The organism is Shewanella gaetbuli, assembly GCF_023284065.1.
GTDB lineage: Bacteria > Pseudomonadota > Gammaproteobacteria > Enterobacterales > Shewanellaceae > Shewanella > Shewanella gaetbuli.
This window is the reverse complement of record NZ_JAKIKP010000014.1, coordinates 1-26,459: the sequence shown is the minus strand read 5'-3', so window position 1 is coordinate 26,459 and position 26,459 is coordinate 1. Positions and strand designations below refer to the sequence as shown.

The window sequence follows — 26,459 nt, the reverse complement described above, 5'->3', positions numbered from 1 at the left end:
ACGTTATAATTAACGCCACAGACTCAAACCACTCTAATGAGTGGTTTTTTATTTTTAAGGGTTGAATTAAATGGCGTTAAAGCGTGGCTTATTTTTGTTGATTGGCTTAACCAGTGTCACTTTGGGGACGATCGGTATAGTGGTACCATTATTACCTACGGTGCCCTTTATTTTGCTAGCTGCATATTGTTTTGCTCGTTCAAGTGACCGCTTACATAACTGGTTAATGACTCATCCTTGGTTTTCTGAAGCATTGAATAATTGGCAAACAAAACGCGCGTTATCAAAGAAGTTAAAAAAACGAGCTATGATTATGACGACGCTAAGTTTTGTCGTCAGTATCATGATTGTGCCCCTTGTTTGGGTTAAGGTGATGTTGTTTTGTATGTTATGTGGATTATTACTTTTCTTGTGGCGGATCCCAGACTTAACAGAATAATTGCTCAATAGTTGCAAGGCGTCCACAACAGGCATAAGATCAGTCTAAAAATGAAATGAGTCCCGTAGGGGACTTTTTTATTGCATTTAACATATCAAAGAGCTTTTTATTATGATCAATAAAGACAGTTTATCGCTAATTAAGCAAAGCATTAAAACTATTCCAGATTACCCAAAAGCGGGCATTATGTTCCGTGATGTCACCAGCTTGCTAGAAAATGCTGAAGCTTACAAAGCGACAATTGCTTTATTAGTCGCGCATTATCAATCAAAAGGTTTTACCAAGGTCGTCGGGACGGAAGCGCGTGGCTTCTTGTTTGGTGCTCCTTTGGCACTAGAGTTAGGTATTGGTTTTGTGCCGGTAAGAAAACCGGGCAAACTGCCTCGCGCGACTATTGCTCAAAGCTATGAGCTTGAATATGGTACTGATACACTAGAAATTCATACAGATGCAATAAATGAAAACGACAAAGTACTTGTTATAGACGACTTATTAGCAACCGGTGGAACCATTGAAGCCACCGTAAAACTTATCCGTCAGTTAGGTGGTGAAGTTAATCACGCAGCGTTTGTTATTTCATTGCCTGATATTGGCGGTGAAGCGAAATTAAAAGCAATGAATATTGAAGTACTGAGTTTATGTGACTTTGACGGTGAATAATTGCCATATTGCTATCTTTTAATTTGTAGATAAAGCCAGCTAACAGCAGTCAAATAATAGCTTGAATGAGTTTTGCATGGTATTGTTTGACTTAAGTTAGCGGGAAGATTTCCCGAATAAATTAGTTTGGGGAATTTCATGTCTTATCAGGTGTTAGCCCGTAAATGGCGCCCTGCCAAATTTGAACAAATGGTGGGTCAGTCTCATGTCTTATTGGCATTGACTAACGCTTTAAGCCAACAACGCTTACATCACGCTTACCTGTTTACTGGTACACGCGGAGTGGGCAAAACCAGTTTGGCTCGTTTGTTTGCTAAAGGACTCAATTGTGAGCAAGGAGTGACTGCTAACCCTTGTGGAGTTTGTTCCAGTTGTGAAGAAATTGCCCAAGGTCGCTTTGTTGATTTAATTGAGGTCGATGCGGCATCTCGTACCAAAGTAGACGATACCCGTGAGCTACTTGATAATGTTCAATATCGTCCTTCTCGTGGTCGTTATAAAGTGTACTTAATTGATGAAGTACATATGCTTTCGCGTAGCAGTTTTAACGCTTTACTAAAAACACTTGAAGAGCCCCCTGAGCACGTTAAATTTTTACTGGCGACAACTGATCCTCAAAAACTGCCTGTGACAGTGTTATCCCGTTGTTTGCAGTTTAATTTGAAAAGTTTATCTCAAGATGAAATTGTCAAACAGCTTGATTATGTGCTAACCCAAGAAGCATTAGAATTTGAACCGCAGGCGTTATCGTTATTGGCTAAAGCCGCCAATGGCAGCATGCGTGATGCATTAAGTCTCACAGATCAAGCTATTGCGTTTGGTTCAGGGCAGGTGATGCACCAACAAGTGCAATCTATGTTGGGCAGCATTGACCAGCAGCAAGTTATCGCATTACTTAAAGCATTATGTGATGCTGACGTTGAGCCACTAATGAAAACAGTAGCCAAAGTACTGGCTTTTGGTGCAGATGCACAAGAAGTGCTTCGCAGTTTACTGGAGTTATTGCATCAAATTACCTTAACTCAATTTGCCCCAGCTGCTGCACAGTCATCGTTATACAGTGAACAAATTCAGGCATTTGCCCAGCAAATCTCAGCCGAACAGATTCAGCTTTATTATCAAATGTTACTGGCAGGCAGAAAAGACCTACCGTATGCGCCAGATCCTAAATCTGGTTTGGAAATGGCTTTATTACGTGCGGTGGCATTTGTGCCAGAAAAACAAATTAAGCGTTGGGAGACTGAGCAGCCAGCAAAAATTGACCTGCCAGAATTAACCGCTTCATCTCAGGATTCGCAAGCAACTAATAAAGAGGTCATTGAGACTCGCCCAAAGCCCATTGATGAGCAGGCAACAGTAGCAACTCAAGACCCAAATATTGCTGCCCAAGCTGATGACTTGCAAAACACTGCCGATAATAAGCAACAAGTGCAAGCGCCTAGTGATATAAAAGAGCCATCAAGCTTAGATGATAATCATTTAAATAAAGTCGATGATCCAGTTGTTTCAGAAGAGACTGTAGCGTTAAATGCGCAACAAGCGATGCTGATCAATCAAGCTGAGTCGATGGGTTTTGAGTCAACAACTCCAGATGAGCCTATTGCGCAAAGTGAGCCCGTTGTATCGACATTATCTCAAGACATCACTAATCAACCTTTGGCACAAACATCTGCTGATTTAGTAGATGAAAACTCTCTATCTATGAGGGCTGATGATGCATTTTCATCATATGAAACGGCTGGTTATACTGATTTAGAAGATGAGCAAAATGAACATAATGACTATGAAGACTATTTAGCCTTTAATCAGCAAGCGAGTGTTGAGCCTATACCTGTAAACACACCTGCTACAAATACCTCTATTGTCAGCTCTTCTTCAGACGTTAGCGATACTTCGGCAATTAGCGATAATACCCCGACAGAAGAAGATGATATTTTAGATCTTGTGCTAGCCAGCCGTAATTCATTATTGGCTGATGTTGATGCTATCAAAAATCAGCAAACCTCAGAGAGTAAACCAAATTCAAGTTCTACTATTGAAACGGTTCAACCGCGTAACATTAAGCAGGCTATTAAACCTGACTCTGACTCTGACTCTGAACCTGCTACTGCAGCATCAGAAACCAGCAATGATATGAGTGCAGATGTAAGCACTGAAGCTGAGTATGATCGGCCTCCATGGGAAAAACCACCACAAGATGTTACTCATCAACAAGTGACTCATCTTGAGGAGGAGACTGAAGCGAGTCAAATTGCTCAGATGCCCGCTAATGCCCCCAAAAGTGACATAGCAACACCAAGCCCAATCGTCACGAGCACTAAATTACCTGAAGCCAATCTTCAACAGCAAAGTGTTACAGCTCAAGCGGAAGGGGTAACTCAATCAAATACTATAATTAGTCATCATCAAATTGAGCAACATAGCGAGCTGGCTAATATTGGTCATACCATTACTGGAAACCCTATAGATTTGCACTGGTTCCAAATCATGACTCAAATAAAAGTGGGTGGCCGAGTAAGACAGTTAGGCGTAAACTCGTTATGTCATGAGATATCCGCTAATCTGCAGCTAACGTTAAAACCTGATCAAAAACATCTCAGTGCAGAGGTGGCGATTGAACAATTACAAGCCGCTTTGTCAGAATTTTTAGGTGAACAAATTAACGTTAATGTGAGTATTGGCCAAGACAACACTCGTGAAACACCCCTAGAACTGCGCAAGCGTTTCCATGGTGAGTTAGTTCAGCAAGCGAAAAATAATATTCTGGGCGACGACAACATTCAGTGGATGATTAATCGTTTTGACGCACAATTAGACGATGATTCAATAATGTACCCAACGGAGCAATTAGGCGCAGTAGCTAAAAAAATACCAGCGTTATTAGCTCAGAACCAAGATAAAGAATCAAATTAAGCAAACTAAGTAATCTAACTCGCATAATTGTATTTAGCGGTTTGCTAATTTAAATAAATTCAGTAAGATTACGCCCATTCAGGCGACTTGCTACCACTTAGATTTTTAATAAAGAAAGAGATAAAGATTATGTTTGGAAAAGGCGGCATGGGCAACTTAATGAAGCAAGCCCAAATGATGCAAGACAAAATGGCTAAGGCACAAGAAGAAATCGCACGTGCAGAAATGACCGGTGAAGCAGGCGCAGGACTAGTTAAAGTGACTATGACTGGCACTCACAATGTTCGACGTGTTGAAATTGATCCAAGTCTTATGGAAGATGATAAAGAAATGCTAGAAGACTTGATTGCAGCGGCATGTAATGATGCTGCTCGTCGAATTGAAGAAAATCAGAAAGAGAAAATGGCTGAAGTAACAGGTGGAATGCAATTACCCCCTGGTATGAAAATGCCGTTCTAATTATACAAGTAATTCAAGATCCGTATTTAATGAGGCTGAATTAAGCATTAAATACATCTATTTTGATTTATCACTAAAAGGCTAGGGCAGATGCTCCTAGCTTTTTTTGTGCACTAAACAAAATTGAAAAGTGACAGAGCAGTAAGCAAAATTTAGTGGTCGAAAGTAGATTTTCTTTTTAAAAGTGTTTAATAAATGGCGATAGTTTAGCGTTATTATGGATTACTCATTAGCAATAAATTATTTTGCTACACTTTGTATCGTGGGCGAAAATTGACTTAAAAATGACAGGTTCGCTTGATTTTTAACCAAAAACTGACTGGTTACTGAAAGAAATATAACCTAGCATATGGTCAATTTTTTATTAAATGAACCAAGTGCACATAGATAGCGACAATAAAAAAGCGCCTAAATAGGCGCTTTTTTGAACAAAACATTAATTAAATTATTAACGTTTATCTAGGCTAACAAATTCACGAGCTGATTCGCCAGTATATAATTGACGAGGGCGGCTGATTTTGTGACCAGGTTGATCAAGCATTTCCTTCCAGTGAGAGATCCAACCAACAGTACGTGACAGTGCGAATAACACTGTGAACATGCTAGTCGGAATACCAATGGCTTTCATGATGATACCTGAGTAGAAATCAACGTTCGGGTAAAGTTTCTTAGAGATAAAGTATTCATCTTCTAAGGCAATACGCTCAAGCTCCATTGCTACATCTAACAGCGGATCAACCACTTTAAGCTCTTTCAAGACTTCATGACAAGTTTCGCGCATCACTTTTGCACGAGGGTCGAAGTTCTTATAAACACGATGACCAAAGCCCATTAGACGGAATGGATCATTCTTGTCTTTCGCTTTCTCGATAAACTCTGGAATACGATCAACACTGCCAATTTCTTCAAGCATTTGTAAGCATGCTTCATTAGCACCGCCGTGTGCAGGGCCCCAAAGTGAAGCAATACCTGCAGCAATACAAGCGAATGGGTTTGCACCCGATGAACCGGCTAAACGTACGGTTGAAGTTGACGCATTTTGCTCATGATCAGCATGTAATACGAAGATTCTATCCATTGCACGTTCAACAACAGGATTTACGACATAATCTTCGCAAGGCGTTGCGAACATCATATGCAAGAAATTACCCGCATAGCTTAAGTTGTTACGTGGGTATACAAATGGTTGACCCATTGAGTACTTGTAACACATTGCAGCAATAGTAGGCATTTTCGACACTAAACGATACGCAGCAATTTCGCGGTGCTTAGGATTATTTACATCAAGAGAGTCTTGATAGAAAGCAGAAAGCGCTCCAGTCACACCACAAAGCATCGCCATTGGATGTGCGTCACGGCGGAAACCTCTGAAGAAAAATTCAATTTGCTCATGAACCATAGTGTGTTGCTTTACTGTGGTTTCGAACTTATCGAAGTCTGCTTTACTTGGTAACTCACCGTACAATAACAAGTAGCATAAATCTAAGTAGGTTGACTCAGTAGCTAGTTGATCAATTGGATAGCCACGGTGTAATAAAATACCCTGTGCACCATCGATATAGGTAATTGCAGACTCACAAGAAGCCGTCGCTAAGAAGCCTGGATCGAAAGTGAAATAGCCTTTTTTCCCCAATGTACTAATGTCGATTACATCAAAACCTTCAGTACCTGATTTAATTGGTAAGTCGATTGAATCGTTACCTGGTAACTCTAATTTGGCTATATTTTCAGCCATACCCCGTTCTCCTTACTTCATTCTCTTATTGAGTGCGGCATGTTAAGCGGACATTACTTTACAGTGAATTTAGTTCATAGATCAATTTAAATAAGCGTTTAAATTTGTTAGACCATGGTATATAACGCTTCAAAACCCATGTGACATGGGTCTTAGAATAAAAAATTCATAAAAAAACAGAATTTGCATAATGTGAGGTTTGTATTTGACAATTCTCACGAGTATACTTGCCTGCGTCCCTAAGGGCGACAAACATCACAGTTTAGAAATTATTACTTTACAAACTAAATTAGTGATCCCTCAACTGGTTAGGTGTTTGATAGTAGTTTGTTTTTTGCTTAAACATGTTGTTAACACTTTTTGGCGTTGATGTTTTAAGCAAAAAAGAGATACATAACAAAAATAATGCTCAATGGAGCTGAGTGAGCAGAACGTGAAAAAGCAAAGACCTGTCCATCTAGACCTGCAGACGATTCGCTTCCCTGCGACAGCGATCGCGTCAATTCTACACCGTATCTCCGGTGTTATTATGCTATTTGCTACCGGTATTCTTTTGTGGTTGTTAAATTCAACTTTAACTTCTGCTGAGGGATTCGCTAGCGTCCAATCCTTGTTCGATGGTTTCGTAATGAAGTTTATCCTTTGGGGCATTCTTACCGCGCTGGGTTATCACTTATTAGGTGGCATTCGTCATTTAATTATGGATACCGGTCGTTGGGAAGAATTAGCGTCAGGTGCAGCTTCAGCTAAAGCAGTATTTGTTTTAGCCGTTGCCTTTTCAGTCATAGCGGGGATTTGGGTATGGTAACAAATGCAGCAAGTTTTGGACGCAGCGGTGTTCATGACTTTATTTTATTACGCGCCAGCGCAGTTATTTTAGCCTGCTATACCATCTTTTTGGTTGGCTTTATAGCATGTAGTGCGCCATTAACTTTCGAAATTTGGCAAGGTTTATTTAGTTCATTGCCAATGAAGGTATTCACATTACTCGCATTAGTTGCTTTATTAATTCACGCGTGGATTGGTGTATGGCAAGTACTGACTGATTATGTGAAATGTACCTCGTTACGTGGTGTATTACAGTTTACCTTTGTTGTGACCGCATTCAGTTATTTAGCGGCCGGCATTGTAATAGTGTGGGGTGTATAAGTGAGTATTCCAGTACGCGAATTTGATGCAATCGTAATCGGCGCAGGTGGCGCTGGTATGCGAGCAGCATTACAGATTTCTAAAGAAGGTAAAAGCTGTGCGCTTTTATCAAAAGTTTTCCCAACTCGTTCTCATACGGTTTCAGCGCAGGGTGGTATTACTGTTGCGTTAGGTAATGCCCATGAAGACCACTGGGAACAACACATGTACGATACCGTTAAAGGTTCTGATTTTATCGGTGACCAAGACGCTATTGAGTTTATGTGTCAAACCGGTCCAGAAGCGATTATCGAACTAGAGCACATGGGTCTACCATTCTCTCGTTTTGAAAATGGTAAAATTTATCAACGTCCTTTTGGTGGTCAGTCTAAAAATTTCGGTGGTGAGCAAGCGGCTCGTACCGCGGCTGCAGCTGACCGTACAGGTCATGCATTATTGCATTGCTTATATCAACAGAACGTTAAGCATAAAACTGAAGTTTTCTCTGAGTGGTATGCACTTGATTTAGTTAAAAATGATGACGGTGCCATTGTTGGTTGTACTGCCATTGAAATTGAAACAGGTGAAATTGTTTACTTCAAAGCGAAAGCAACAATTTTAGCAACGGGTGGTGCAGGGCGTATTTATGCTTCTACTACCAATGCGCACATTAACACTGGTGATGGTGTTGGTATGGCTGCTCGTGCAGGTGTGCAATTACAAGACATGGAAATGTGGCAGTTCCACCCAACGGGTATTGCTGGCGCAGGTGTACTTGTAACTGAAGGTTGTCGTGGTGAAGGTGGGTATCTTTTAAATAAAGATGGCGAGCGTTTCATGGAACGTTATGCACCTAATGCAAAAGACTTAGCGTCGCGTGACGTGGTTGCCCGCTCAATGATGACTGAAATTCGTGAAGGTCGTGGTTTAGATGGTCCATTAGGTCCACATTGTTTACTGAAGCTTGATCACTTAGGTAAAGAAACATTAGAAGCACGCTTACCGGGTGTTTGTGAGCTTTCACGTACCTTTGCCCACATTGATCCAGCAGATGGCCCAATTCCAGTCTTACCAACTTGTCATTACATGATGGGTGGCTTACCAACTAAAGTGAGTGGTCAAGTTATTCGTATGGATAATGACGGTTCAGAATCTGAAGTAACCGGCTTATTTGCAGTAGGTGAAATTGCTTGTGTATCTGTTCATGGTGCAAACCGTCTAGGGGGTAACTCGTTACTTGACTTAGTGGTATTTGGTCGTGCAGCAGGACAACACTTAGGCAAAGCATTAGACGCAACGGCTGATCCTAAAGATGCTAGCCAAGCCAACATCGATGCTTCATTAGCGCGATTAAATCGTTGGGAAAGTAATACTGATGGTGAAGATCCTGCGGTTATCCGTAAAGATTTACAACTTTGTATGCAACTAAACTTCTCTGTTTTCCGTACTGGTAAAGCAATGGCTGAAGGTTTAGAGCAACTTCAAGCAATTCAAAAACGTCTTGAAAATGCTAAATTGTCTGACAACTCTAAAGAGTTCAATACACAACGTATTGAATGTTTAGAATTAGACAACCTTATGGCTACCGCATTAGCAACAGCTTATGCTGCTAATTTCCGTACAGAAAGCCGTGGTGCGCATTCTCGTGAAGACTTTTTAGAGCGTGATGATGACAATTGGTTATGCCATAGTCTATTTGACCCTGTTGCAACATCAATGACAAAACGTGATGTGAACATGGCGCCTAAGTTACGTGAAGCCTTCCCACCGAAGAAACGTACCTACTAAGCAGGAGTTGCAAAGATGAAATTAACATTTGCAGTGTACCGTTATAATCCTGATGTAGATACTAAACCATACATGAAGGATTACACCCTTGAAGTGCAAGAAGGCACTGATATGATGGTGTTAGACGCATTAATTAAGCTTAAAGAACAAGACCCTACGCTAGCGTTTCGTCGTTCATGCCGTGAAGGTGTGTGTGGTTCTGATGGCATTAATATGAATGGTAAAAATGGATTAGCGTGTATTACACCTATTTCTACATTCAAAGGTAAAAAACTTGAAATCCGACCTCTGCCAGGAATGCCAGTTGTTCGTGATTTAGTAGTTGATTTAACTCAATTCTACAAGCAATATGAGAAAATCAAACCTTACTTGATTAATGATGAAAAAACACCCGCACGTGAACATTTACAATCACCTGAAGAGCGTGAGCACTTAGATGGTTTGTACGAATGTATTATGTGTGCATGTTGCTCAACTGCTTGTCCATCTTTCTGGTGGAACCCAGATAAGTTTGTGGGACCAAGTGGTTTATTACATGCGTATCGCTTTTTAATCGATAGCCGCGATACCGCTACTGAAGAGCGTTTATCAGAGCTTGACGATGCTTATAGTGTTTTCCGTTGTCATGGAATCATGAATTGTGTTGATGTTTGTCCTAAAGGACTTAACCCAACAAAAGCTATCGGTCACATTAAGTCGATGTTGCTAAAGCGAGCAGTTTAATGAACGCAAGTGAGCCATTTAGACAATTTAATTAGCTCTATGATAGAGTCATTTTCCTTAGTGAAGATGACTCTTTTGTGTTTTTTGGAAACCTCTTTGTCACTAATTTGTTAAATCCGATATTTAGTACAAGTCATTGGCAGAGTAAGACGTTAAGTATAGCAATGTGAAATATTGTTATGCATTATGGCTAGCACGTGTATCAAGTTTGAAAGGAATAACAATGCACCAAGGCATCATGAAAGCCTGGCTCGAATCGTCTCACTTAAGTGGTTCGAATGCGACCTACGTAGAAGAGATGTATGAAGCCTATCAAGAAGATCCGCAATCAGTTTCAGCTGATTGGCAGGTTGTTTTTGATAATCTCCCTCCTGTTAATGGTACTTCACCTGAAGCTCCTGAAGCGGCACACTCTAAAGTGCGTGACTATTTCCGCAGTTTAGCGCTCGAAAGCCGTGCAAAAGGCGCTGCTCGCGTAAGCGACCCAGAGCTAGATGCAAAGCAAGTTAAAGTGCTTCAGCTTATTAATGCTCACCGTTTCCGTGGCCACCAAAATGCCAACTTAGATCCTTTAGGATTATGGAAGCGTGAAGCTGTTCAAGAGTTAGACCCTAATTATCATGGCTTAACAGCCGAAGATATGCAGCGTGAGTTCAACACGGGTTCATTTGCCTTAGGCGGTGAAACCATGAAGTTAGGCGACCTTATTCATGCCCTTAAGAGCACATATTGTGGCTCTATTGGTGCAGAGTATATGCATATTACTGATACGGATGAAAAGCGTTGGATTCAACAACGTTTAGAGCCAACATTAGGTAAAGCCAATTACAACCCACAAATTAAGAAGCGTATTCTTGAAGGCTTAAATGCTGCCGAAGGTATGGAAAAATACCTTGGCGCTAAGTTCCCTGGTGCCAAACGCTTCTCATTAGAAGGTGGTGATGCGTTGGTTCCAATGATGCGCGAAATCATTTATCGTGCAGGCGAAGCCGGAACCAAAGAGATTGTTGTGGGTATGGCTCACCGTGGTCGTTTAAACGTATTAGTGAATATTCTGGGTAAACGTCCAAGTGAATTATTTGACGAGTTTGCTGGTAAACACGCTGATACTCATGGCTCAGGTGACGTTAAATACCACCAAGGTTTCTCATCTGACTTTGAAACCCCTGGTGGCAATGTACATCTAGCGTTAGCGTTTAACCCATCTCACTTAGAAATTGTTAACCCAGTGGTGATCGGTAGCGTGCGCGCACGTCAAGATCGTCGTGGCTGTGACGATGGCCTACAAGTTATGCCTATTACCATTCATGGTGACTCTGCGATAACGGGTCAGGGTATTGTTCAAGAAACCTTTAATATGTCACAAACTCGTGGCTTTAAGGTTGGCGGAAGTATTCGCATTGTTGTCAATAACCAAGTGGGTTTCACAACATCTAACCATGCTGATGTGCGTTCAACTGAATACTGTACAGATATCGCAAAAATGGTGCAGGCGCCTATTTTCCACGTCAATTCAGATGACCCTGAAGCGGTAGCGTTTATTTCACAGCTTGCTGTTGATTACCGTAATGAATTCAAACGTGATGTGGTCATTGATTTAGTGTGTTATCGCCGTCATGGCCATAACGAAGCTGATGAGCCAAGTGCAACTCAGCCATTGATGTATGCCAAAATCAAAAAACATCCTACACCACGTAAAATCTACGCAGATAAATTAATTGCTGAAAACAGCATTGCGGCAGATGAAGTCACTGGATTAATTAACGGTTACCGTGATGCATTAGATGCAGGTGATTGTGTGGTTAAAGAATGGCGACCAATGACACTACATACGGTAGATTGGACTCCGTATCTGAATCGCGAATGGGATGAAGATTATGCTGGTGCTATGTCGATGGAGCGCCTGCAAAACTTAGCCAATAAATTGGTCGATATTCCGCAAAGCCATAAGTTACAGTCTCGTGTTGCCAAAATTTATGGTGACCGTGTGTTAATGGCAAAAGGCGAGAAGCTACTTGATTGGGGTTTTGCTGAAACCTTAGCCTACGCGTCTATTCTTGAAGATAAAAAACGCGTTCGTATTACCGGTCAAGATTCTGGTCGTGGCACTTTCTTCCACCGTCATGCGGTTTTACATAATCAAAATGATGCGACGACTTATTTACCATTACGTAATGTAGCGGATGAACAAGCGCCAATTGATATTACTGATTCAGTGTTATCTGAAGCGTCAGTATTAGCATTTGAATATGGCTATGCCACTGCAGAACCTGGTGGATTAACTATTTGGGAAGCGCAGTTTGGTGACTTTGTTAACTGTGCCCAAGTGGTGATTGATCAATTCTTGTCATCTGGTGAGCAAAAATGGGGCCGTTTATGTGGTCTAACAATGCTTTTACCTCATGGTTATGAAGGACAAGGCCCTGAGCATTCAAGTGCACGTTTAGAACGTTTCTTGCAGTTATGTGCTAACCACAATATGCAAGTTTGTGTTCCTTCTACGCCAGCTCAGGTTTACCACATGTTACGCCGTCAAGTCGTGCGTCCTATGCGTCGTCCGCTTGTGGTGATGTCACCTAAGTCATTACTACGTCATCCATTAGCGGTGTCGAGTATGGAAGAACTTGCAGAAGGTACATTCCAAAACGTGATTGGTGAGATTGATACCCTTGAAGCGAGCAAAGTTGATAGAGTCATTTTCTGTAGTGGTAAAGTATACTTTGAGCTGCTTGAAAAACGTCGCAAAGAGAATTTGACTAATATTGCCATCATTCGTATTGAGCAATTATATCCATTCCCTGATGTTGAAATGCGTAAAGCTTTAGAGCAATACCAACACGTTACGGATTTTGTATGGTGTCAAGAAGAGCCGCAAAACCAAGGGGCATGGTACTGTAGCCAGCATCACTTCTGGGCCAATATTCCAGCGGGTGCAAAATTAACTTATGCCGGTCGTGAAGCGTCAGCTGCTCCAGCATGTGGTTATCCAGGGTTACACGTACAACAGCAAGAATCATTATTGAATAGCGCATTAAAACTGTCGTAAAGATAATTTATATAAAGGGAAGCTTTCCATGAGTATCGAAATTAAGGTACCGGTATTACCAGAATCAGTTGCTGATGCAACCATTGCTACTTGGCATGTTCAACCTGGTGAGCAGGTAACACGTGATCAAAACTTAGTTGATATTGAAACAGACAAAGTTGTTCTTGAAGTTGTTGCTCCTGAAGATGGTTCAATTTCAGAATTTTTATTCCAAGAAGGTGATACCGTTTTAGGTGAACAAGTTATTGCTAAATTTGTTGCGGGTGCGGTTGCAGGCCAAGAAGTAACAAAAGCAGAAGCAGAAGATGCGCCAGTTGCACAAGAGTCGTCTGACGAATCTAACGACGCATTAAGCCCATCTGTTCGTCGTTTAATTGCTGAGCACAATCTTGATGCTTCAAAAATTAAAGGCACAGGTGTTGGTGGACGTATCACTAAAGAAGATGTGGAAGCGTTTGCTAAGTCTGCTTCTGCGGCTAAACCTGCTGCAGCCGCTGCGCCAATTGCACCTTTAGAAGGTCGTAGCCAAAAACGTGTTCCTATGACTCGTTTACGCAAAACCATTGCTAATCGTTTATTAGAAGCGAAAAATTCAACGGCAATGTTAACCACGTTTAACGAAGTTAACATGAAGCCAATTATGAATATTCGTAAACAGTACCAAGAAATATTCGAGAAAAAACACGGTATTCGTTTAGGCTTTATGTCTTTCTATGTAAAAGCAGTGACTGAAGCGCTAAAACGTTTCCCTGAAGTAAACGCCTCAATTGATGGTGATGATATTGTTTATCATAACTACTTTGATGTGAGCATTGCAGTATCTACGCCACGTGGATTGGTAACGCCAGTATTACGTGACACAGATACTATGAGCCTTGCTGAAATTGAAAAAGCGGTTCGTGAATTAGCTATCAAAGGTCGTGACGGTAAACTGACTGTTGATGACATGACCGGCGGTAACTTCACAGTGACTAATGGTGGTGTTTTTGGCTCACTAATGTCTACTCCAATTTTAAATCTGCCACAAAGCGCTATCTTAGGCATGCATGCTATTAAAGATCGCCCAATGGCAGTCAATGGTCAGGTTGAAATCTTACCAATGATGTACCTAGCACTCTCTTATGACCATCGTATCGTTGATGGTCGTGAGTCTGTTGGCTTCTTAGTCGCGATTAAAGACTTCTTAGAAGATCCAACTCGTCTATTGCTTGACCTATAAGAGTCAACTAGACACACCCTCGCAGCTGGCTCATTTGAGCCAGTAGGATTTGATTAGAAGTATATGGATAGATCATCATGAATTTGCATGAGTATCAGGCAAAATCTTTATTTGCCGAATATGGTTTACCAGTCTCTGAAGGCTTTGCATGTGATACTGCTCAAGAAGCAGTTGAAGCAGCTGGCCACATTGGCGGAAATATGTGGGTTGTTAAGTGTCAAGTACACGCAGGCGGCCGTGGTAAAGCTGGTGGCGTTAAAGTTACCGGTGATAAAGAAGAAATCAGAGCATTTGCTGAAAACTGGTTAGGTAAAAACTTAGTAACATATCAGACTGACGAAAAAGGTCAGCCAGTTGCTAAAATTCTAGTTGAAAGCTGCACTGACATCGCTAATGAATTGTACCTAGGTGCAGTTGTTGACCGTGCAACACGTCGTGTTGTATTTATGGCGTCAACTGAAGGTGGTGTTGAGATTGAGAAAGTTGCTGAAGAAACACCAGAACTAATTCACAAAGCAATCATCGATCCATTAACAGGTCCTCAAGCTTATCAAGCACGTGATCTTGGTTTCAAGTTAGGGTTAAACCCAACTCAAATGAAACAGTTCACTAAGATCTTTATGGGTCTTGCTAACATGTTTAATGACCATGATTTCGCATTATTAGAAATCAACCCATTGGTGATTACTGATGAAGGCAATCTTCACTGTTTAGATGGCAAAATTGGTATCGACGGCAATGCATTATTCCGTCAACCAAAAATCAAAGACATGCACGACCCATCTCAAGATGATGCTCGTGAAGCTCACGCGGCTAAATTCGAACTTAACTATGTTGCATTAGATGGTAACGTAGGTTGTATGGTTAACGGTGCAGGCCTAGCAATGGGTACTATGGACATTGTAAACCTACACGGTGGCAAGCCAGCTAACTTCCTAGACGTAGGTGGTGGTGCAACTAAAGAACGTGTTGCTGAAGCATTCAAAATCATTTTATCTGATAGCAATGTTAAAGCGGTATTGGTTAACATTTTCGGTGGTATCGTACGTTGCGATATGATTGCTGAAGGTATTATCGGTGCAGTTAAAGAAGTGGGTGTTCAAGTTCCTGTTGTTGTTCGTTTAGAAGGAACTAACGCTGAATTAGGTCGTGATGTTTTAGCTAACTCTGGCCTAGATATTATTGCTGCTGAGTCATTATCAGACGCTGCTGTTAAAGTTGTTGCTGCTGCGGAGGGCAAATAATGTCTGTATTAATTAACAAAGATACCAAAGTTATCTGTCAAGGTTTTACTGGTGGTCAGGGTACTTTCCACTCTGAGCAAGCAATTGCTTATGGCACACAAATGGTTGGTGGTGTATCTCCTGGTAAAGGCGGTCAAACTCACCTAGGTCTTCCTGTGTTTAACACAGTGAAAGACGCAGTAGCTGAAACAGGTGCAACAGCCTCTGTTATCTACGTACCAGCACCATTTTGTAAAGATGCAATTTTAGAAGCAATTGATGCAGGCATTGAGCTTATCGTTTGTATTACTGAAGGCATCCCAACATTAGACATGTTACAAGTGAAAGTGAAGCTAGAAGAAACTGGCGTTCGCATGATCGGTCCTAACTGTCCAGGTGTTATTACTCCAGGTGAATGTAAAATTGGTATTATGCCAGGTCACATTCATAAGCCAGGTAAAGTAGGTATTGTTTCTCGCTCTGGTACATTAACGTACGAAGCGGTTAAGCAAACTACTGACGAAGGTTTCGGCCAATCAACATGTGTTGGTATTGGTGGTGACCCAATTCCAGGTACTAACTTCATCGACGTATTGGAAATGTTCCAAAACGATCCACAAACTGAAGCCATCGTTATGATTGGTGAAATTGGTGGTACTGCTGAAGAAGAAGCGGCTGAATATATCAAAGCAAACGTAACTAAGCCTGTTGTTTCTTACATTGCTGGTGTAACTGCACCAGAAGGTAAGCGTATGGGTCATGCTGGCGCAATCATCGCTGGTGGTAAAGGTACTGCTGCTGATAAATTTGCTGCTTTAGAAGCGGCTGGCGTAACCACTGTTCGTTCATTAGCGGATATTGGTAAAGCATTACGTACTCGTACTGGTTGGTAATCAATACCTATCAGTAACAACAAGTAAAAGGGCGCTTCGGCGTCCTTTTTTGTGACTTGCTTTTAAAAGCGACACGATATATGGATAGTAGTCTATGCCGTTCGAACGGACCCAACAACAAACACATACCATTGCGGGTGAGCAAATCCTGATTAGCTACGATCGCTTTACAACTCGCTTTAGTATCACTAGCAATCAACAAATTCTATTGTCATTTTTGGTTCTATGGCCAATAAAACATCAGACCGTTGTTATACAACAGCAGACATTTAAATTAACCATTTTGTGGTTTATTTTATGGAAGTCACAGTTACTTGATGACCATGGCTCCGTTGTGGTGAAAGAACTGTTGCCGCGGCGCCGTAAAAAGTCGATAGTTTTACTTTGCTATGTATTAATTCTAAGCAGCATAAAGCTGTATTTGGGGCTAATACCAATCGTGATAAATAATTGCTCACCCTAGCTTGTTAAAATACTCGATAACAGCGTTAGATTTTTTGATTGTAGAATAACTACTTATCGAAAAAATCTACCTTGTTCTCAAGCATTTTTCCTACGCTAATTCTGATCACATACATATCGTGATTGGTATAACTGCTTAAACTTGGTTTGTTTGATAGTGATGAATTTTTCATAAAAAAGGGCGTAGTTAAAATTAACTACACCCTAATATTATTCAAAAATCGCTTGTTATAAATCTTCTAGGTTATCGATTAACGAATAGAAGAAGCCAATAGAGCGACCATACTCTTCAATTAGAATACGTTCGTTAACTCCGTGGAAGCCTTCAAACTCTTTAGTCGACTCTAATTGAATCCCGGTGATGGTATACACATCAGGTGCGAACGAACGTGCTTGGAAATGTTTAGAATCTGACCCCCCCATCACAAAGAAAGGTGACACAATTAAGTCGTTACCCCATGTTTGACGAATGGTTTTTTCAAGCAGTTTATAGCCTTGACCATGTGGGTTGGCGACATTGGTTGCAGGTGTTGATGCTGATATGTCCCGCACCGTAATACGTTCATCTTGAATCGCATTCTTAACATGTTCAATAATCACTTCAGGGGTATCACCTGGCATCGGTCTAAAGTTGACTACAGCCGTTGCTGAAGGGGGCAATACGTTATCTTTAATCCCGGCATTAAACATAGTCACAGCAGTTGTGGTATGAATCATTGAGCGAGTAACTTGGTTTGCCGCCATAGCATTGATAAAGTCTTTCTCAAGTTGCGTCAGATTGTCATTATCACCATAGGCCACCGCTTTATACATGGCTTGCTGCTCTTTAGGTAATTCTGGTCCCATAAAGCGGTATTGGTAGCGTACAGCATCGTGAAGTTTATAAGGGAATTGCGCTGCTTCAACTTTAGTAACCGCTTTGGCTAATGCGACAATGTTTGACTCTAAAGGAGGTTGTGATGAATGACCACCCACGCTGTTAATTGCGAGCTCTAAACTAATGAAGCCTTTTTGAGCAATACCAATTAATGCAGTGTTTTCTCGAATGCCAGGGAAAATACCTGGGGTAAGAGGTGCAGATTCATCAATGACGAAAGCAATTTCTTTAATGCCACGCTTTTCTAGTAAGTCAGCAGCACTTTTGGCGCCTTCTGGGCCACCCACTTCTTCATCATGGCCAAACACAAACATGATAGTACGGCTTGGTTGAAAACCTTGTTTAATTTTCATTTCCGTTGCTTCAAGAATTGCATGGATTTGGTTTTTATCGTCTAAAACGCCGCGCCCCCAAATATAACCGTCTTTAATTGCACCTGAAAATGGCTCAACTAGCCATTGATCACGTGACTCTTCAGCAATAGGTACCACATCTTGGTGAGCCATAAAAATAGCGGGTGCGAGTGATGGGTCTTTTCCTTTCCAGGTATAAAGTAAGCTGAAAGGCCTTGGGTCGCCAATAATCTCTCTTTTGAGTGTTTTGTGCACTAAAGGGTAGGATTGTTTAATAAACTCATGATAGTCATTGAAAGCTTGCTCATCAAAATCATTTCTGTCTTGATTAGATATGGTTTTAAATTGAACGGCTTTTGATAAGCGTTTCACTGCATTATCTAAGTCCACTTTAACTTCAATTTGCTCTACACCTTGCATTTGCATAGAAGAAAAGTCCTGTTTGTCATCAGCCAAAGCATGCTGGGTAGTTAGGGCGAATAACGGAAGCATACTGGCGATCAGTTTACTGCATCTTACCATTGGGAATTCCTTGTCAAAAAGTGTTAAAACAGCGGGGCTAATTCAACAGTATAGCCTGATATTGTTGTAAATGAGCTAGATATTATGGTTAATTTTTTTGATGTTTTTATCACGCCAACATGGTAATGCTTCACTCAATTATCAATATACTCAAACGATTAATATTATGTTGAGTTCATACTTACAATAAACAATTATATTGGAGTAGCCGTGAGTTCTGTGCTTATTGTTCGATCATTCCTTTAAGCACAATATCATTGTAAGTAACAAAGCCTTGTATTTTTCCACCATCAATGACTGGAGCCTTATTGATCCCAAAACGTTCAAACAATCTGGCCGTATAACGTACATCCATATCTGCATCTACTGAAAATACCGGTTTAATCATTATCTCATATACATTTGTTCTGTCTGGTGATTTATCTTTAGCTAATACTTTGCGCGCAATATCACTCATTAATACCAAACCGTACTCGTCATGTTCGGTTCGCTTATTCACCACTAGGATGGTGACATTATTCAAAATGGCTTTTGTGATGGCTTCCGACACCGTAATTGTGCCATCAACCATAACGTAGTCTTGATTTAATACATCACGATTTTTGATGGGGTGTTTGGTGCTCATATCTGGTCCTCAATCTCTTTTGTGAGTTCTTCTACTTGATGGGCGACTCCAACGGCATCTTCAACATCAATTTGAAACGCAATACCTCGACCTTTATTAGTATCGAATTTACCAACTTTAGCAATGGTTTCTAGAATGTGTCTTGCCATATGTTCTTCAACCAGCCAGAGTACAACATCTCGCTGCACATCTAAGCCTAAGCCCATAAAGGTTTTTTTCTTTTCAAGCCCTTCGCCTCTGGCATGATTGATCACTGTCGCGCCAGTTGCGCCAGCAGAGCGAGCCGCTGTGAGTATTTCATCAGTACAATCATCATCAACAAAGGCGACAATCAATTTAAAGCGCATCTTTATGCTCCTCTAAGTTCTTTTTGTTGTCTCGGCGTTGAGTTAAGTACTCTACTATTTGGGCATAAGCCATAACCGAAATGATGGGGAATAAGCTCGCAAAGGCAATTAATCCAAAGCCGTCAATTAATGGATTTCTACCTTCAACATTGGTTGCTAAGCCTAAACCAAGGGCGGCAACTAATGGCACAGTGACCGTTGAAGTGGTTACACCTCCTGAGTCATATGCCAAGGGGATAATCATTTTAGGAGCATAAAAGGTTTGAATAACGACCACGATATAACCAGCCATAATGTAATAATGAATTGGATCGCCAACCACTATTCTAAAGCAGCCCAAAGCAATACCAAATGCCACTCCAATCGCCACAGATATTCGTAAACCTTGTATCCCTATGGTTCCGCCTGACACGTCATTCGCTTTAATCGCCACCGCAATTAATGAGGGCTCTGCGATGGTGGTACTAAAGCCAATTGCAGCTGCAAACACATAAACCCAAAAATAGTCTTGCCAAATAAAAGGCGTAGCTTCTCCGTTGGGGTGTAAAAACTCAGGAGAGGTGAGTTGGTTAGCCATGCTTTCGCCAATGGGAAATAGCGCCATTTCAAGGCCAACTAAAAAGAAGGTTAATCCTATGATCACATAGATAAAACCCAGCACCACTTTTCGCCAATTAGCAATGGGCCTTTTTAGCACTCCGAGCTGAAAGCCAAAAAGAATTACCGCTATAGGTATAACGTCTCGGGCGGTCAGTAATAAGGTATCCAATAGTTGACCGATCATTTAGGCTCCTTATAGAAATATCATGCCGTATAGCATGACAAAAATCATCGGCGTTAAACTGGCAAAGGCAATTAAACCAAAACCATCAAGCATTGGGTTTCTACCTTTAATCACTGTTGCTAACCCAACCCCTAGAGCGGTAACTAACGGTACTGTAATGGTAGAGGTTGTCACGCCACCAGAGTCATAAGCAATACCAATAATGCTAGGGGGGGCAAAAGCCGTGAGTACCATTACAATGATATACCCTCCAATGATAAGGTATTGAATAGGCCAACCTTTAAGAATTCTAATCACCCCAAGTAATATCGCCAATCCAACTGAAATCGCCACTGTTAACCTTAATCCCATAGCATATTCTGCAAGGGCTTGTGGATGTGATTGAATAGCACCTGATTCAGCAGCTACTTGAGCGGCTTCGTTTGCTACGGCGGTTAAAGCCGGTTCTGCTAATGTCGTCCCAAACCCTAATGAAAAAGAAAAAATGACTAACCAAACAATACTGCCTTTACGCGCTAAAGCTTCAGCTAGTGATTCGCCTATAGGAAATAAACCCATTTCTAGACCAAATACAAAAAAAGTGAGCCCTAGGACAATAAAGATTAAGCCTATTAAAATTGAACCAAGGTGATCGGGGGCTTGCTGTAAGATAAATATTTCAAAAAATCCAACAACAAATATGATAGGGACTAGATCTTTGAAACTATTAAACATGGAGGTAAAAAGCTGTTTCAATGCCGCCATTACTCCTCCCTTATTCAAAACACTTTAATAACTATTAAGATATTTTTAATCTAATATTCAGTTTGCCTTGAATGTTAAATATGACAACAGTTTAGTTACAAAAATTTACTTAAGTTTGATTTAGGTCAAATAAATTTGTGGAATGCTACAGTAGGGCGTATAAAAAACATCCAGCAAATTTGTGTTTTGATAGATTGTCATCCATATTGTTATCAACCTAAAGAAGGTAAACCACATGAAACTTAACAATCTTTTTGGCTTATTGATAATGTTATCTTTATGCTGTTTTGCTCATAAAGTTGAAGCAAGCGGTGAAGTAAGTCAGCATCAAGATGCAGGTTATTTAAAAGCATTTATTATCAATGATCACATTACCATTGTGGTAGAAGAAGGGCAGCTTGAGCCAAGATCAATCGGTTCTATTACAGTCAAACTGTACCATGATCTTTCTGTTGGTGACTTTATTAGTGCAGTCAGTTTTCCTCGGGATGGGACTATTGCAGGTGTTGAAATATTAGACGATATGCAAGCGATTAATATTACCACCGTGTCAGCAGGTAGCGGAAGTTACCAAAATATTCAACAAGTATGCTTTACACCTGAAACTTTAATGTTATGTAAGGAAAACCAATGAATTATGTGGCAGTTGCAGGTGTTGGACTCACTCCTTTTTGTAAACCGGGCCTACATAAGCCGTATCGGTTAATGGCAGCGAATGCCATTAGCCAAGCTCTAGTTAACGCAAATATAGAGCCACACTTAATTCAACAGGCTTTTTGCTCGTACATTTATGGTGACAGTACTTGTGGTCAGCACGCACTTTATGAAGTGATGCAAACCGGTATTCCAATTATCAATGTAAATAACAATTGTGCTAGTGGTTCTACTGCGCTGTATTTGGCTAGACAAGCGGTAATGTCTGGTGAAGTTGATTGTGCCTTAGCATTTGGCTTTGAAGAAATGCAACCCGGTGCATTAACAGAACAATGGTCTAATAGAGAGTCTCCCTTGACAAGAATTGAGCAAGTATTAGCAGAGTTTGCAGCACCTCAAGGACCTGTGGCACTTAAGGCATTTGGACAAGCAGGACGTTACTATATGGACACGTATAATGTCAGTGCAAAGTTGTTTGCTCAAGTTGCTGAAAAATCACGCCGTCATGCTATGAATAACCCTCATGCTTTATTTAGAATGCCTTTGTGTGCAGACCAAGTGCTTGCTGAAAAAATTATTTACGATAATTACTTAACTCGCTTAATGGCTTGCCCTCCAACATGTGGCGCAGCAGCAGTGATCGTATGTAATGAACAATTTGCCAAGCAGCATGGTGTTAATTCTCCCATAAAAATACTCGCACAAGCGATGACAACAGATACAAAAGACTCATGGAAAAATCCAATCAATGCAGTGGGTCAATCGATGACCCAACAAGCCGCAAATAAGGTTTATGATTCATCTGGAGTCAGCCCCGAAGACATTGACGTTATTGAATTACATGACTGCTTTACGCCCAATGAAGTAATTACTTATGAAGCATTACAATTGTGCCCAGAAGGAGAGGCAATAAAGTTTATTACTGAAGGCAGTAATACTTATGGCGGAAAATGTGTCATTGGCCCATCAGGGGGGCTAATGTCTAAAGGTCACCCTATTGGTGCGACAGGGTTAGCTCAATGTGCAGAACTCGTGTTGCAATTACGCGGTAATGCAGGTAATCGACAAGTCCCCAAAGCTAAATTGGCTTTACAGCATAATATTGGTTTAGGCGGTGCTGCTGTTGTAACGTTATATGGTCAGTAATTGATATAATGTTAATTAATGGGGCGTTATATTGCTAAGTTTATCAACGGTGAAGTAGTCGCAGCTTAAAGTGATTACAGATTAGATTAAACGATGAAGATACATTAGATTGCTAAGGTTAAGGCTAATTTGGCAATGGCTTATAGACTATTTTAGGCAATCACATAAACCGTTAAAACTGAGAACAACATACACACTAAGCCAGCTTCTATTAGACGTTGGCTTTTTTGTAATTGGTTTTTACCTTGTTTAAGAATAGTGATTAAGTTTTGTTGATTGTAAATACGACAGGTCAGTAAGTTAGTTTGTGGGTCTAACAATAGTTTAAATTGATATTTATTCCCATTATTCAGTGAGATATAGTGATTGCTTAACATGCCGAAGTTGAATTTTTTAGATACCACTTTACCATTGAGTAGCACTTTCTCAAGCCCACACCAACTACTGGCTTGTAACTCAAGCTGATCTTGATCAAAACGATAGTTAAATTTAATCACAATATTGCCCCGTTAGGTAATGCCGTTATACCTATAATCTAAGCAAAGCAATGTGACAGTTTCCAGTACCAAAAAATGAAGTTTTTATAAAAATTGGATAATTGATTGTTCAAAAACTAAAATTTTTTTTAATTATATTTTCTTGCTTAAATTGGCCTTATACACTTATTTACGTTTCAAGCTGGTGTAAAATTTTGCCGCTTTAAAAAATTGACTACTTTCATGTAACATCAAGCTTCTTCGGATGAGCAGTAGGCTTTTAATAAATCTTTCCAGGTAATAATGCCTACCAGTTTCCCGTTTTCTTTTACCGGTAAACTGCCTATATTGTGTTGAAGAATAAGTTGAGTTGCTTGCTTAATATTGGCATCTGCCGAAATACAAATAGGATCGTGAGTCATGACTTGATGCACCCGTCTATTTAAGGTTTCTGTATCACGAACCAGTTCCGCAGCGGTGCCTAAATTTGGGCTTAATGCTTTAAGAAAGTCACGGTGGGACAACACGCCTTGCAGTTGATCATGTTCATCTACAACCAGTAAATGATGAAAATGGACATTATCGAAAATATGTTTAGCGACAGTTAACCTATCATCCATTGAAATAGTAACCAGTCGAGTAACCATAATATGGCGGACTAATGTGATTGTTGCTGACATACTTATCTCCTGAATCTTCACACTCAACAATATCCCAAAAGTGCGGCATTTTGTTAAGAAAGTATAGTACAACAATAAGTTAGCATGTAATCTGTTTCACCACTATGAGATTTGTACACGCCATTCAGCTAACATTTAAACTTCTAGTCATCCCAGTACCGCTTCAAATACTCGTTATTCCGTAAAAGCTTAAAATACCCGTCATTCCGGTGATGTTTTTGGACCGGAATCAGCTTTTTTCATATGACTTAACGCCTTTAATCCCAAAAGCAGATCCTTGATAAAAGCCCTCAAGGATGACGAGAACAAGCTTCAAGGATGACGAGAACAAGCTTCAAGGAAGACAAGAACAAACATTCAAGGATGTAGGGAATAACCGCTCAAGACAGACGAGGATAGCCATTCAAAGCAGACGAGAACAACCGCTTATAAGATAACGAGCATGACCAAATGATGGTAATGCTCGTCATGCCTTATTGAGTGAATACCTTTATGCGTTAATAATCGCGCGAGCCATTTCATCAGCGACATCGCCAGTGGTACGGTTTTCTTGTTCAGCGCGCTCAAAAATGGTTAATAAGGTATGATAAATTTGTTCAACTTTAGCAACCGAGGCAGCTTTGTCGTAGTTATTCTCAAATGACACATTAATGATGCCGCCAGCATTAATCACATAATCAGGCGCGTATAAAATGCCCATTTTCTTTAATGTTTCACCATGCCGTGTTTCTGCTAATTGGTTATTTGCACAGCCTGCTACTATGGTCGCTTTTAATAGTGGAATAGTAATATCGTTAATGGTTGCACCTAATGCACAAGGAGCATAGACATCAACATCTTGGTTATAGATATCTTGTGGTTCAACAACGGTGGCACCAAACTCGGTTGCAACGCGGTCTAAAGACGATTGATGAATATCAGTGACAATTAGCTCAGCACCTTCTTCATGTAAATGTTTACACAAATAGTAACCAACATGACCCACCCCCTGAACAGAGACTTTAATACCTTTAAGACTGTCGATTCCGCGTTGATGCTTAATCGCCGCCTTAATGCCTAAATAGGTACCTAAAGCGGTTAAAGGAGAAGGGTCACCCGACTTACCCTCTAAACCAGCAACAAAAGGTGTTTCTTGATGAGCGATCATCATATCTGACGTTGATACCCCAACATCTTCTGCAGAATAATATTTACCACCTAAGCTATTGACAAATCTGCCAAAAGCTAAGAATAGTTTCTCACGGTCAGTGGTTTTAGGATCGGCAATAATCACCGCTTTACCGCCACCCATATTTAAACCCGCCAGGGCGTTTTTGTATGTCATGCCACGAGAAAGGCGCAATACATCATTTAATGCTTCATCATCTGATTGATAATTCCACATTCTACAACCACCTACAGCAGGGCCTTTATTGGTATTGTGAACCGCAATAATGGCTTTTAAGCCACTTTCTTTATCATGACAAAACACCACTTGTTCGTGCTCATCAAACGAGACATGATTAAATACCGCCACGTAAACTCTCCACTTACTTTAAGGTCTAATGTTAGCATTTGGCTAACACAGGAAATGATTACCAAATTGAATGCACTTAACACTTAATTGATTATTCAATGTGGTCTTGGGTATTGCAGCAAGATAGCATTTAGCGATACTCTCGATAAAGCATCAATGTGTAATTTTTATCATCGGGCTGGCAATTTTGCTTGCCACTTTACGTAAACGTAAGCTATTTTGAGTTTGTGGATAATAAATACACTAATTTTTGATTGTTTTAAAATCATTAATGACTGAATAACAATAAGATAGGAATTATCATGACGGAAGAAGTAGTTGACACTGCAACTGAGCAAACAGTGGATCAAGAAGCATTAAGACAACAATGGGTAAGGACTCAGTTTCAAAAAGCCAACAGTTTTTTAGCGGAGAAGGGTGTTATTCCTAATAAGGTTTTTCCTGAAGAAAGTCGTTACCTAGCACCTTATTTGGCTATTTGGAAAATGGATTCAAAACAACCTACTAAGCAAACTTTTTGGGTTATGTCGGGTGATTTACCTTCAGACTATGTTGATGTGAAAGTGGCCAAAACAGCCCGTGAAGCCGTGCGTCATTTTTCATTAATGTGGCAACTTAAAGCAGAAAACTTACATAAGTCTGGAGCAACACGAGATGCAACACAGCTTAAGTTTGCTAACTTATTAGTATCTCGTGCTGAAAGCCTGTTTAAAATGCACGAAGATGACAAAATTTGGTCTTAGACTAACACTTTTGCATAACGCATGAGAAAGAGTCAGCATTTTCGAATGGTGGCTCTTTTTGTTTGTGGTTGGGTTTACATTCACCTTATAAAATCAAAGCTTGTTACTTTTTGCTTGTTATTCACGTTATTCACGTTATTCACGTTATTCACGATATTATTTATGTTTACGTCATTCCGGCAATGGTTATCTCTACGTCATTCCGGCAATGCTTCTGAGCCGGAATCTGCAGTTAGTCCATTTGAATTCAAGTGATTATTACAGCAAGGCAGATCCTCGATAAAAGATCTCGAGGATGACGTTG

At 40.5% G+C, this 26,459-nt stretch carries 24 protein-coding genes; 15 read left to right on the top strand and 9 right to left on the bottom strand.

Features of this window, described 5'->3' with window-relative positions; translation table 11 throughout:
* The first annotated feature begins 70 nt into the window (after positions 1 to 70).
* The 4 genes from L2672_RS15025 to L2672_RS15010 all read left to right on the top strand — a co-directional run bounded on the left by L2672_RS15025 (position 71) and on the right by L2672_RS15010 (position 4,471).
* Positions 71 to 439: a YbaN family protein gene (locus L2672_RS15025; RefSeq protein ID WP_248996660.1), complete on the top strand. Its 369-nt coding sequence runs from the start codon at positions 71 to 73 to the stop codon at positions 437 to 439.
* A gap of 108 nt (positions 440 to 547) precedes the next feature.
* Positions 548 to 1,099, top strand: a complete 552-nt coding sequence (gene apt, locus L2672_RS15020) for an adenine phosphoribosyltransferase (RefSeq protein WP_248996725.1) — start codon at positions 548 to 550, stop codon at positions 1,097 to 1,099.
* 138 nt (positions 1,100 to 1,237) lie between these two features.
* Positions 1,238 to 4,012 carry a DNA polymerase III subunit gamma/tau gene (dnaX, locus tag L2672_RS15015; RefSeq protein WP_248996659.1) on the top strand — a complete coding sequence of 925 codons (2,775 nt, stop codon included), beginning with the start codon at positions 1,238 to 1,240 and terminating at the stop codon, positions 4,010 to 4,012.
* Between the two features lie 129 nt (positions 4,013 to 4,141).
* Positions 4,142 to 4,471, top strand: a complete 330-nt coding sequence (locus tag L2672_RS15010; protein WP_248996658.1) for a YbaB/EbfC family nucleoid-associated protein — start codon at positions 4,142 to 4,144, stop codon at positions 4,469 to 4,471.
* A gap of 448 nt (positions 4,472 to 4,919) precedes the next feature.
* Here L2672_RS15010 and L2672_RS15005 read toward each other — a convergent pair whose 3' ends face one another.
* A complete protein-coding gene (locus tag L2672_RS15005) occupies positions 4,920 to 6,206 on the bottom strand; it encodes a citrate synthase (RefSeq protein ID WP_248996657.1) in 1,287 nt (428 codons plus the stop codon).
* Between the two features lie 412 nt (positions 6,207 to 6,618).
* On the opposite strand from L2672_RS15005, the gene sdhC reads away from it, so the two are divergent.
* The 8 genes from sdhC to sucD all read left to right on the top strand — a co-directional run bounded on the left by sdhC (position 6,619) and on the right by sucD (position 16,226).
* A complete protein-coding gene (gene sdhC, locus L2672_RS15000; protein WP_248996656.1) occupies positions 6,619 to 7,014 on the top strand; it encodes a succinate dehydrogenase cytochrome b556 subunit in 396 nt (131 codons plus the stop codon).
* Positions 7,008 to 7,355: a succinate dehydrogenase, hydrophobic membrane anchor protein gene (gene sdhD / locus L2672_RS14995; protein ID WP_248996655.1), complete on the top strand. Its 348-nt coding sequence runs from the start codon at positions 7,008 to 7,010 to the stop codon at positions 7,353 to 7,355. The genes sdhC and sdhD overlap by 7 nt, the downstream gene beginning before the upstream one ends.
* A complete protein-coding gene (gene sdhA / locus L2672_RS14990; protein WP_248996654.1) occupies positions 7,356 to 9,122 on the top strand; it encodes a succinate dehydrogenase flavoprotein subunit in 1,767 nt (588 codons plus the stop codon).
* A 15-nt stretch (positions 9,123 to 9,137) separates the two neighbouring features.
* Positions 9,138 to 9,845 (top strand): succinate dehydrogenase iron-sulfur subunit, encoded by a 708-nt coding sequence (locus L2672_RS14985; protein WP_248996653.1) that lies wholly within the window; start codon positions 9,138 to 9,140, stop codon positions 9,843 to 9,845.
* A 223-nt stretch (positions 9,846 to 10,068) separates the two neighbouring features.
* The gene (gene sucA, locus L2672_RS14980) at positions 10,069 to 12,891 is read left to right on the top strand and encodes a 2-oxoglutarate dehydrogenase E1 component (RefSeq protein ID WP_248996652.1); all 2,823 of its coding nucleotides are present in this window, start codon (positions 10,069 to 10,071) and stop codon (positions 12,889 to 12,891) included.
* A gap of 28 nt (positions 12,892 to 12,919) precedes the next feature.
* Positions 12,920 to 14,110: a 2-oxoglutarate dehydrogenase complex dihydrolipoyllysine-residue succinyltransferase gene (odhB, locus tag L2672_RS14975; protein ID WP_248996651.1), complete on the top strand. Its 1,191-nt coding sequence runs from the start codon at positions 12,920 to 12,922 to the stop codon at positions 14,108 to 14,110.
* Positions 14,111 to 14,187: 77 nt separating this feature from the next.
* Positions 14,188 to 15,354 carry an ADP-forming succinate--CoA ligase subunit beta gene (sucC, locus tag L2672_RS14970; protein ID WP_248996650.1) on the top strand — a complete coding sequence of 389 codons (1,167 nt, stop codon included), beginning with the start codon at positions 14,188 to 14,190 and terminating at the stop codon, positions 15,352 to 15,354.
* On the top strand, positions 15,354 to 16,226 hold the full coding sequence (sucD, locus tag L2672_RS14965) for a succinate--CoA ligase subunit alpha (RefSeq protein ID WP_248996649.1): 873 nt from the start codon (positions 15,354 to 15,356) through the stop codon (positions 16,224 to 16,226). The genes sucC and sucD overlap by 1 nt, the downstream gene beginning before the upstream one ends.
* A 690-nt stretch (positions 16,227 to 16,916) precedes the next feature.
* Here the strand turns inward: sucD and L2672_RS14960 are convergent.
* The 5 genes from L2672_RS14960 to L2672_RS14940 all read right to left on the bottom strand — a co-directional run bounded on the left by L2672_RS14960 (position 16,917) and on the right by L2672_RS14940 (position 20,940).
* The gene (locus tag L2672_RS14960) at positions 16,917 to 18,440 is read right to left on the bottom strand and encodes a M20 family peptidase (protein ID WP_248996648.1); all 1,524 of its coding nucleotides are present in this window, start codon (positions 18,438 to 18,440) and stop codon (positions 16,917 to 16,919) included.
* Between the two features lie 223 nt (positions 18,441 to 18,663).
* The gene (locus L2672_RS14955) at positions 18,664 to 19,065 is read right to left on the bottom strand and encodes a CBS domain-containing protein (protein ID WP_248996647.1); all 402 of its coding nucleotides are present in this window, start codon (positions 19,063 to 19,065) and stop codon (positions 18,664 to 18,666) included.
* A complete protein-coding gene (locus L2672_RS14950; RefSeq protein ID WP_248996646.1) occupies positions 19,062 to 19,412 on the bottom strand; it encodes a P-II family nitrogen regulator in 351 nt (116 codons plus the stop codon). The genes L2672_RS14955 and L2672_RS14950 overlap by 4 nt, the downstream gene beginning before the upstream one ends.
* Complete coding sequence (locus L2672_RS14945; protein ID WP_248996645.1) at positions 19,402 to 20,196, bottom strand: DUF1538 domain-containing protein; 795 nt, start codon at positions 20,194 to 20,196, stop codon at positions 19,402 to 19,404. Before L2672_RS14945 ends, L2672_RS14950 begins: the two co-directional genes overlap by 11 nt.
* Positions 20,197 to 20,205: 9 nt before the next feature.
* Positions 20,206 to 20,940: a DUF1538 domain-containing protein gene (locus tag L2672_RS14940; protein WP_248996644.1), complete on the bottom strand. Its 735-nt coding sequence runs from the start codon at positions 20,938 to 20,940 to the stop codon at positions 20,206 to 20,208.
* A gap of 235 nt (positions 20,941 to 21,175) precedes the next feature.
* Here L2672_RS14940 and L2672_RS14935 point away from each other — a divergent pair, with 235 nt between their 5' ends.
* Positions 21,176 to 21,574, top strand: a complete 399-nt coding sequence (locus L2672_RS14935; protein WP_248996643.1) for a PliI family lysozyme inhibitor of I-type lysozyme — start codon at positions 21,176 to 21,178, stop codon at positions 21,572 to 21,574.
* Complete coding sequence (locus L2672_RS14930; RefSeq protein WP_248996642.1) at positions 21,571 to 22,740, top strand: lipid-transfer protein; 1,170 nt, start codon at positions 21,571 to 21,573, stop codon at positions 22,738 to 22,740. The genes L2672_RS14935 and L2672_RS14930 overlap by 4 nt, the downstream gene beginning before the upstream one ends.
* A gap of 152 nt (positions 22,741 to 22,892) precedes the next feature.
* Here L2672_RS14930 and L2672_RS14925 read toward each other — a convergent pair whose 3' ends face one another.
* The 3 genes from L2672_RS14925 to L2672_RS14915 all read right to left on the bottom strand — a co-directional run bounded on the left by L2672_RS14925 (position 22,893) and on the right by L2672_RS14915 (position 25,412).
* On the bottom strand, positions 22,893 to 23,237 hold the full coding sequence (locus L2672_RS14925) for a hypothetical protein (protein ID WP_248996641.1): 345 nt from the start codon (positions 23,235 to 23,237) through the stop codon (positions 22,893 to 22,895).
* A 230-nt stretch (positions 23,238 to 23,467) separates the two neighbouring features.
* Complete coding sequence (locus tag L2672_RS14920; protein ID WP_248996640.1) at positions 23,468 to 23,896, bottom strand: CBS domain-containing protein; 429 nt, start codon at positions 23,894 to 23,896, stop codon at positions 23,468 to 23,470.
* A 490-nt stretch (positions 23,897 to 24,386) separates the two neighbouring features.
* Positions 24,387 to 25,412 (bottom strand): Glu/Leu/Phe/Val dehydrogenase dimerization domain-containing protein, encoded by a 1,026-nt coding sequence (locus L2672_RS14915; RefSeq protein WP_248996639.1) that lies wholly within the window; start codon positions 25,410 to 25,412, stop codon positions 24,387 to 24,389.
* A gap of 302 nt (positions 25,413 to 25,714) precedes the next feature.
* Here L2672_RS14915 and L2672_RS14910 point away from each other — a divergent pair, with 302 nt between their 5' ends.
* Positions 25,715 to 26,155 carry a DUF4826 family protein gene (locus tag L2672_RS14910; protein ID WP_248996638.1) on the top strand — a complete coding sequence of 147 codons (441 nt, stop codon included), beginning with the start codon at positions 25,715 to 25,717 and terminating at the stop codon, positions 26,153 to 26,155.
* Positions 26,156 to 26,459: the final 304 nt, after the last annotated feature.

Bases quoted from the DNA above. Each gene is read 5' to 3' on its own strand.
- L2672_RS15025 (WP_248996660.1), top strand. From the start codon at position 71: ATGGCGTTAAAGCGTGGCTTATTTTTGTTGATTGGCTTAACCAGTGTC.
- dnaX (WP_248996659.1), top strand. From the start codon at position 1,238: ATGTCTTATCAGGTGTTAGCCCGTAAATGGCGCCCTGCCAAATTTGAA.
- L2672_RS15010 (WP_248996658.1), top strand. From the start codon at position 4,142: ATGTTTGGAAAAGGCGGCATGGGCAACTTAATGAAGCAAGCCCAAATG.
- L2672_RS15005 (WP_248996657.1), bottom strand. From the start codon at position 6,206: ATGGCTGAAAATATAGCCAAATTAGAGTTACCAGGTAACGATTCAATC.
- sdhC (WP_248996656.1), top strand. From the start codon at position 6,619: ATGGAGCTGAGTGAGCAGAACGTGAAAAAGCAAAGACCTGTCCATCTA.
- sdhD (WP_248996655.1), top strand. From the start codon at position 7,008: ATGGTAACAAATGCAGCAAGTTTTGGACGCAGCGGTGTTCATGACTTT.
- L2672_RS14985 (WP_248996653.1), top strand. From the start codon at position 9,138: ATGAAATTAACATTTGCAGTGTACCGTTATAATCCTGATGTAGATACT.
- sucA (WP_248996652.1), top strand. From the start codon at position 10,069: ATGCACCAAGGCATCATGAAAGCCTGGCTCGAATCGTCTCACTTAAGT.
- odhB (WP_248996651.1), top strand. From the start codon at position 12,920: ATGAGTATCGAAATTAAGGTACCGGTATTACCAGAATCAGTTGCTGAT.
- sucC (WP_248996650.1), top strand. From the start codon at position 14,188: ATGAATTTGCATGAGTATCAGGCAAAATCTTTATTTGCCGAATATGGT.
- sucD (WP_248996649.1), top strand. From the start codon at position 15,354: ATGTCTGTATTAATTAACAAAGATACCAAAGTTATCTGTCAAGGTTTT.
- L2672_RS14960 (WP_248996648.1), bottom strand. From the start codon at position 18,440: ATGGTAAGATGCAGTAAACTGATCGCCAGTATGCTTCCGTTATTCGCC.
- L2672_RS14955 (WP_248996647.1), bottom strand. From the start codon at position 19,065: ATGAGCACCAAACACCCCATCAAAAATCGTGATGTATTAAATCAAGAC.
- L2672_RS14950 (WP_248996646.1), bottom strand. From the start codon at position 19,412: ATGCGCTTTAAATTGATTGTCGCCTTTGTTGATGATGATTGTACTGAT.
- L2672_RS14945 (WP_248996645.1), bottom strand. From the start codon at position 20,196: ATGATCGGTCAACTATTGGATACCTTATTACTGACCGCCCGAGACGTT.
- L2672_RS14940 (WP_248996644.1), bottom strand. From the start codon at position 20,940: ATGGCGGCATTGAAACAGCTTTTTACCTCCATGTTTAATAGTTTCAAA.
- L2672_RS14935 (WP_248996643.1), top strand. From the start codon at position 21,176: ATGAAACTTAACAATCTTTTTGGCTTATTGATAATGTTATCTTTATGC.
- L2672_RS14930 (WP_248996642.1), top strand. From the start codon at position 21,571: ATGAATTATGTGGCAGTTGCAGGTGTTGGACTCACTCCTTTTTGTAAA.
- L2672_RS14920 (WP_248996640.1), bottom strand. From the start codon at position 23,896: ATGTCAGCAACAATCACATTAGTCCGCCATATTATGGTTACTCGACTG.
- L2672_RS14910 (WP_248996638.1), top strand. From the start codon at position 25,715: ATGACGGAAGAAGTAGTTGACACTGCAACTGAGCAAACAGTGGATCAA.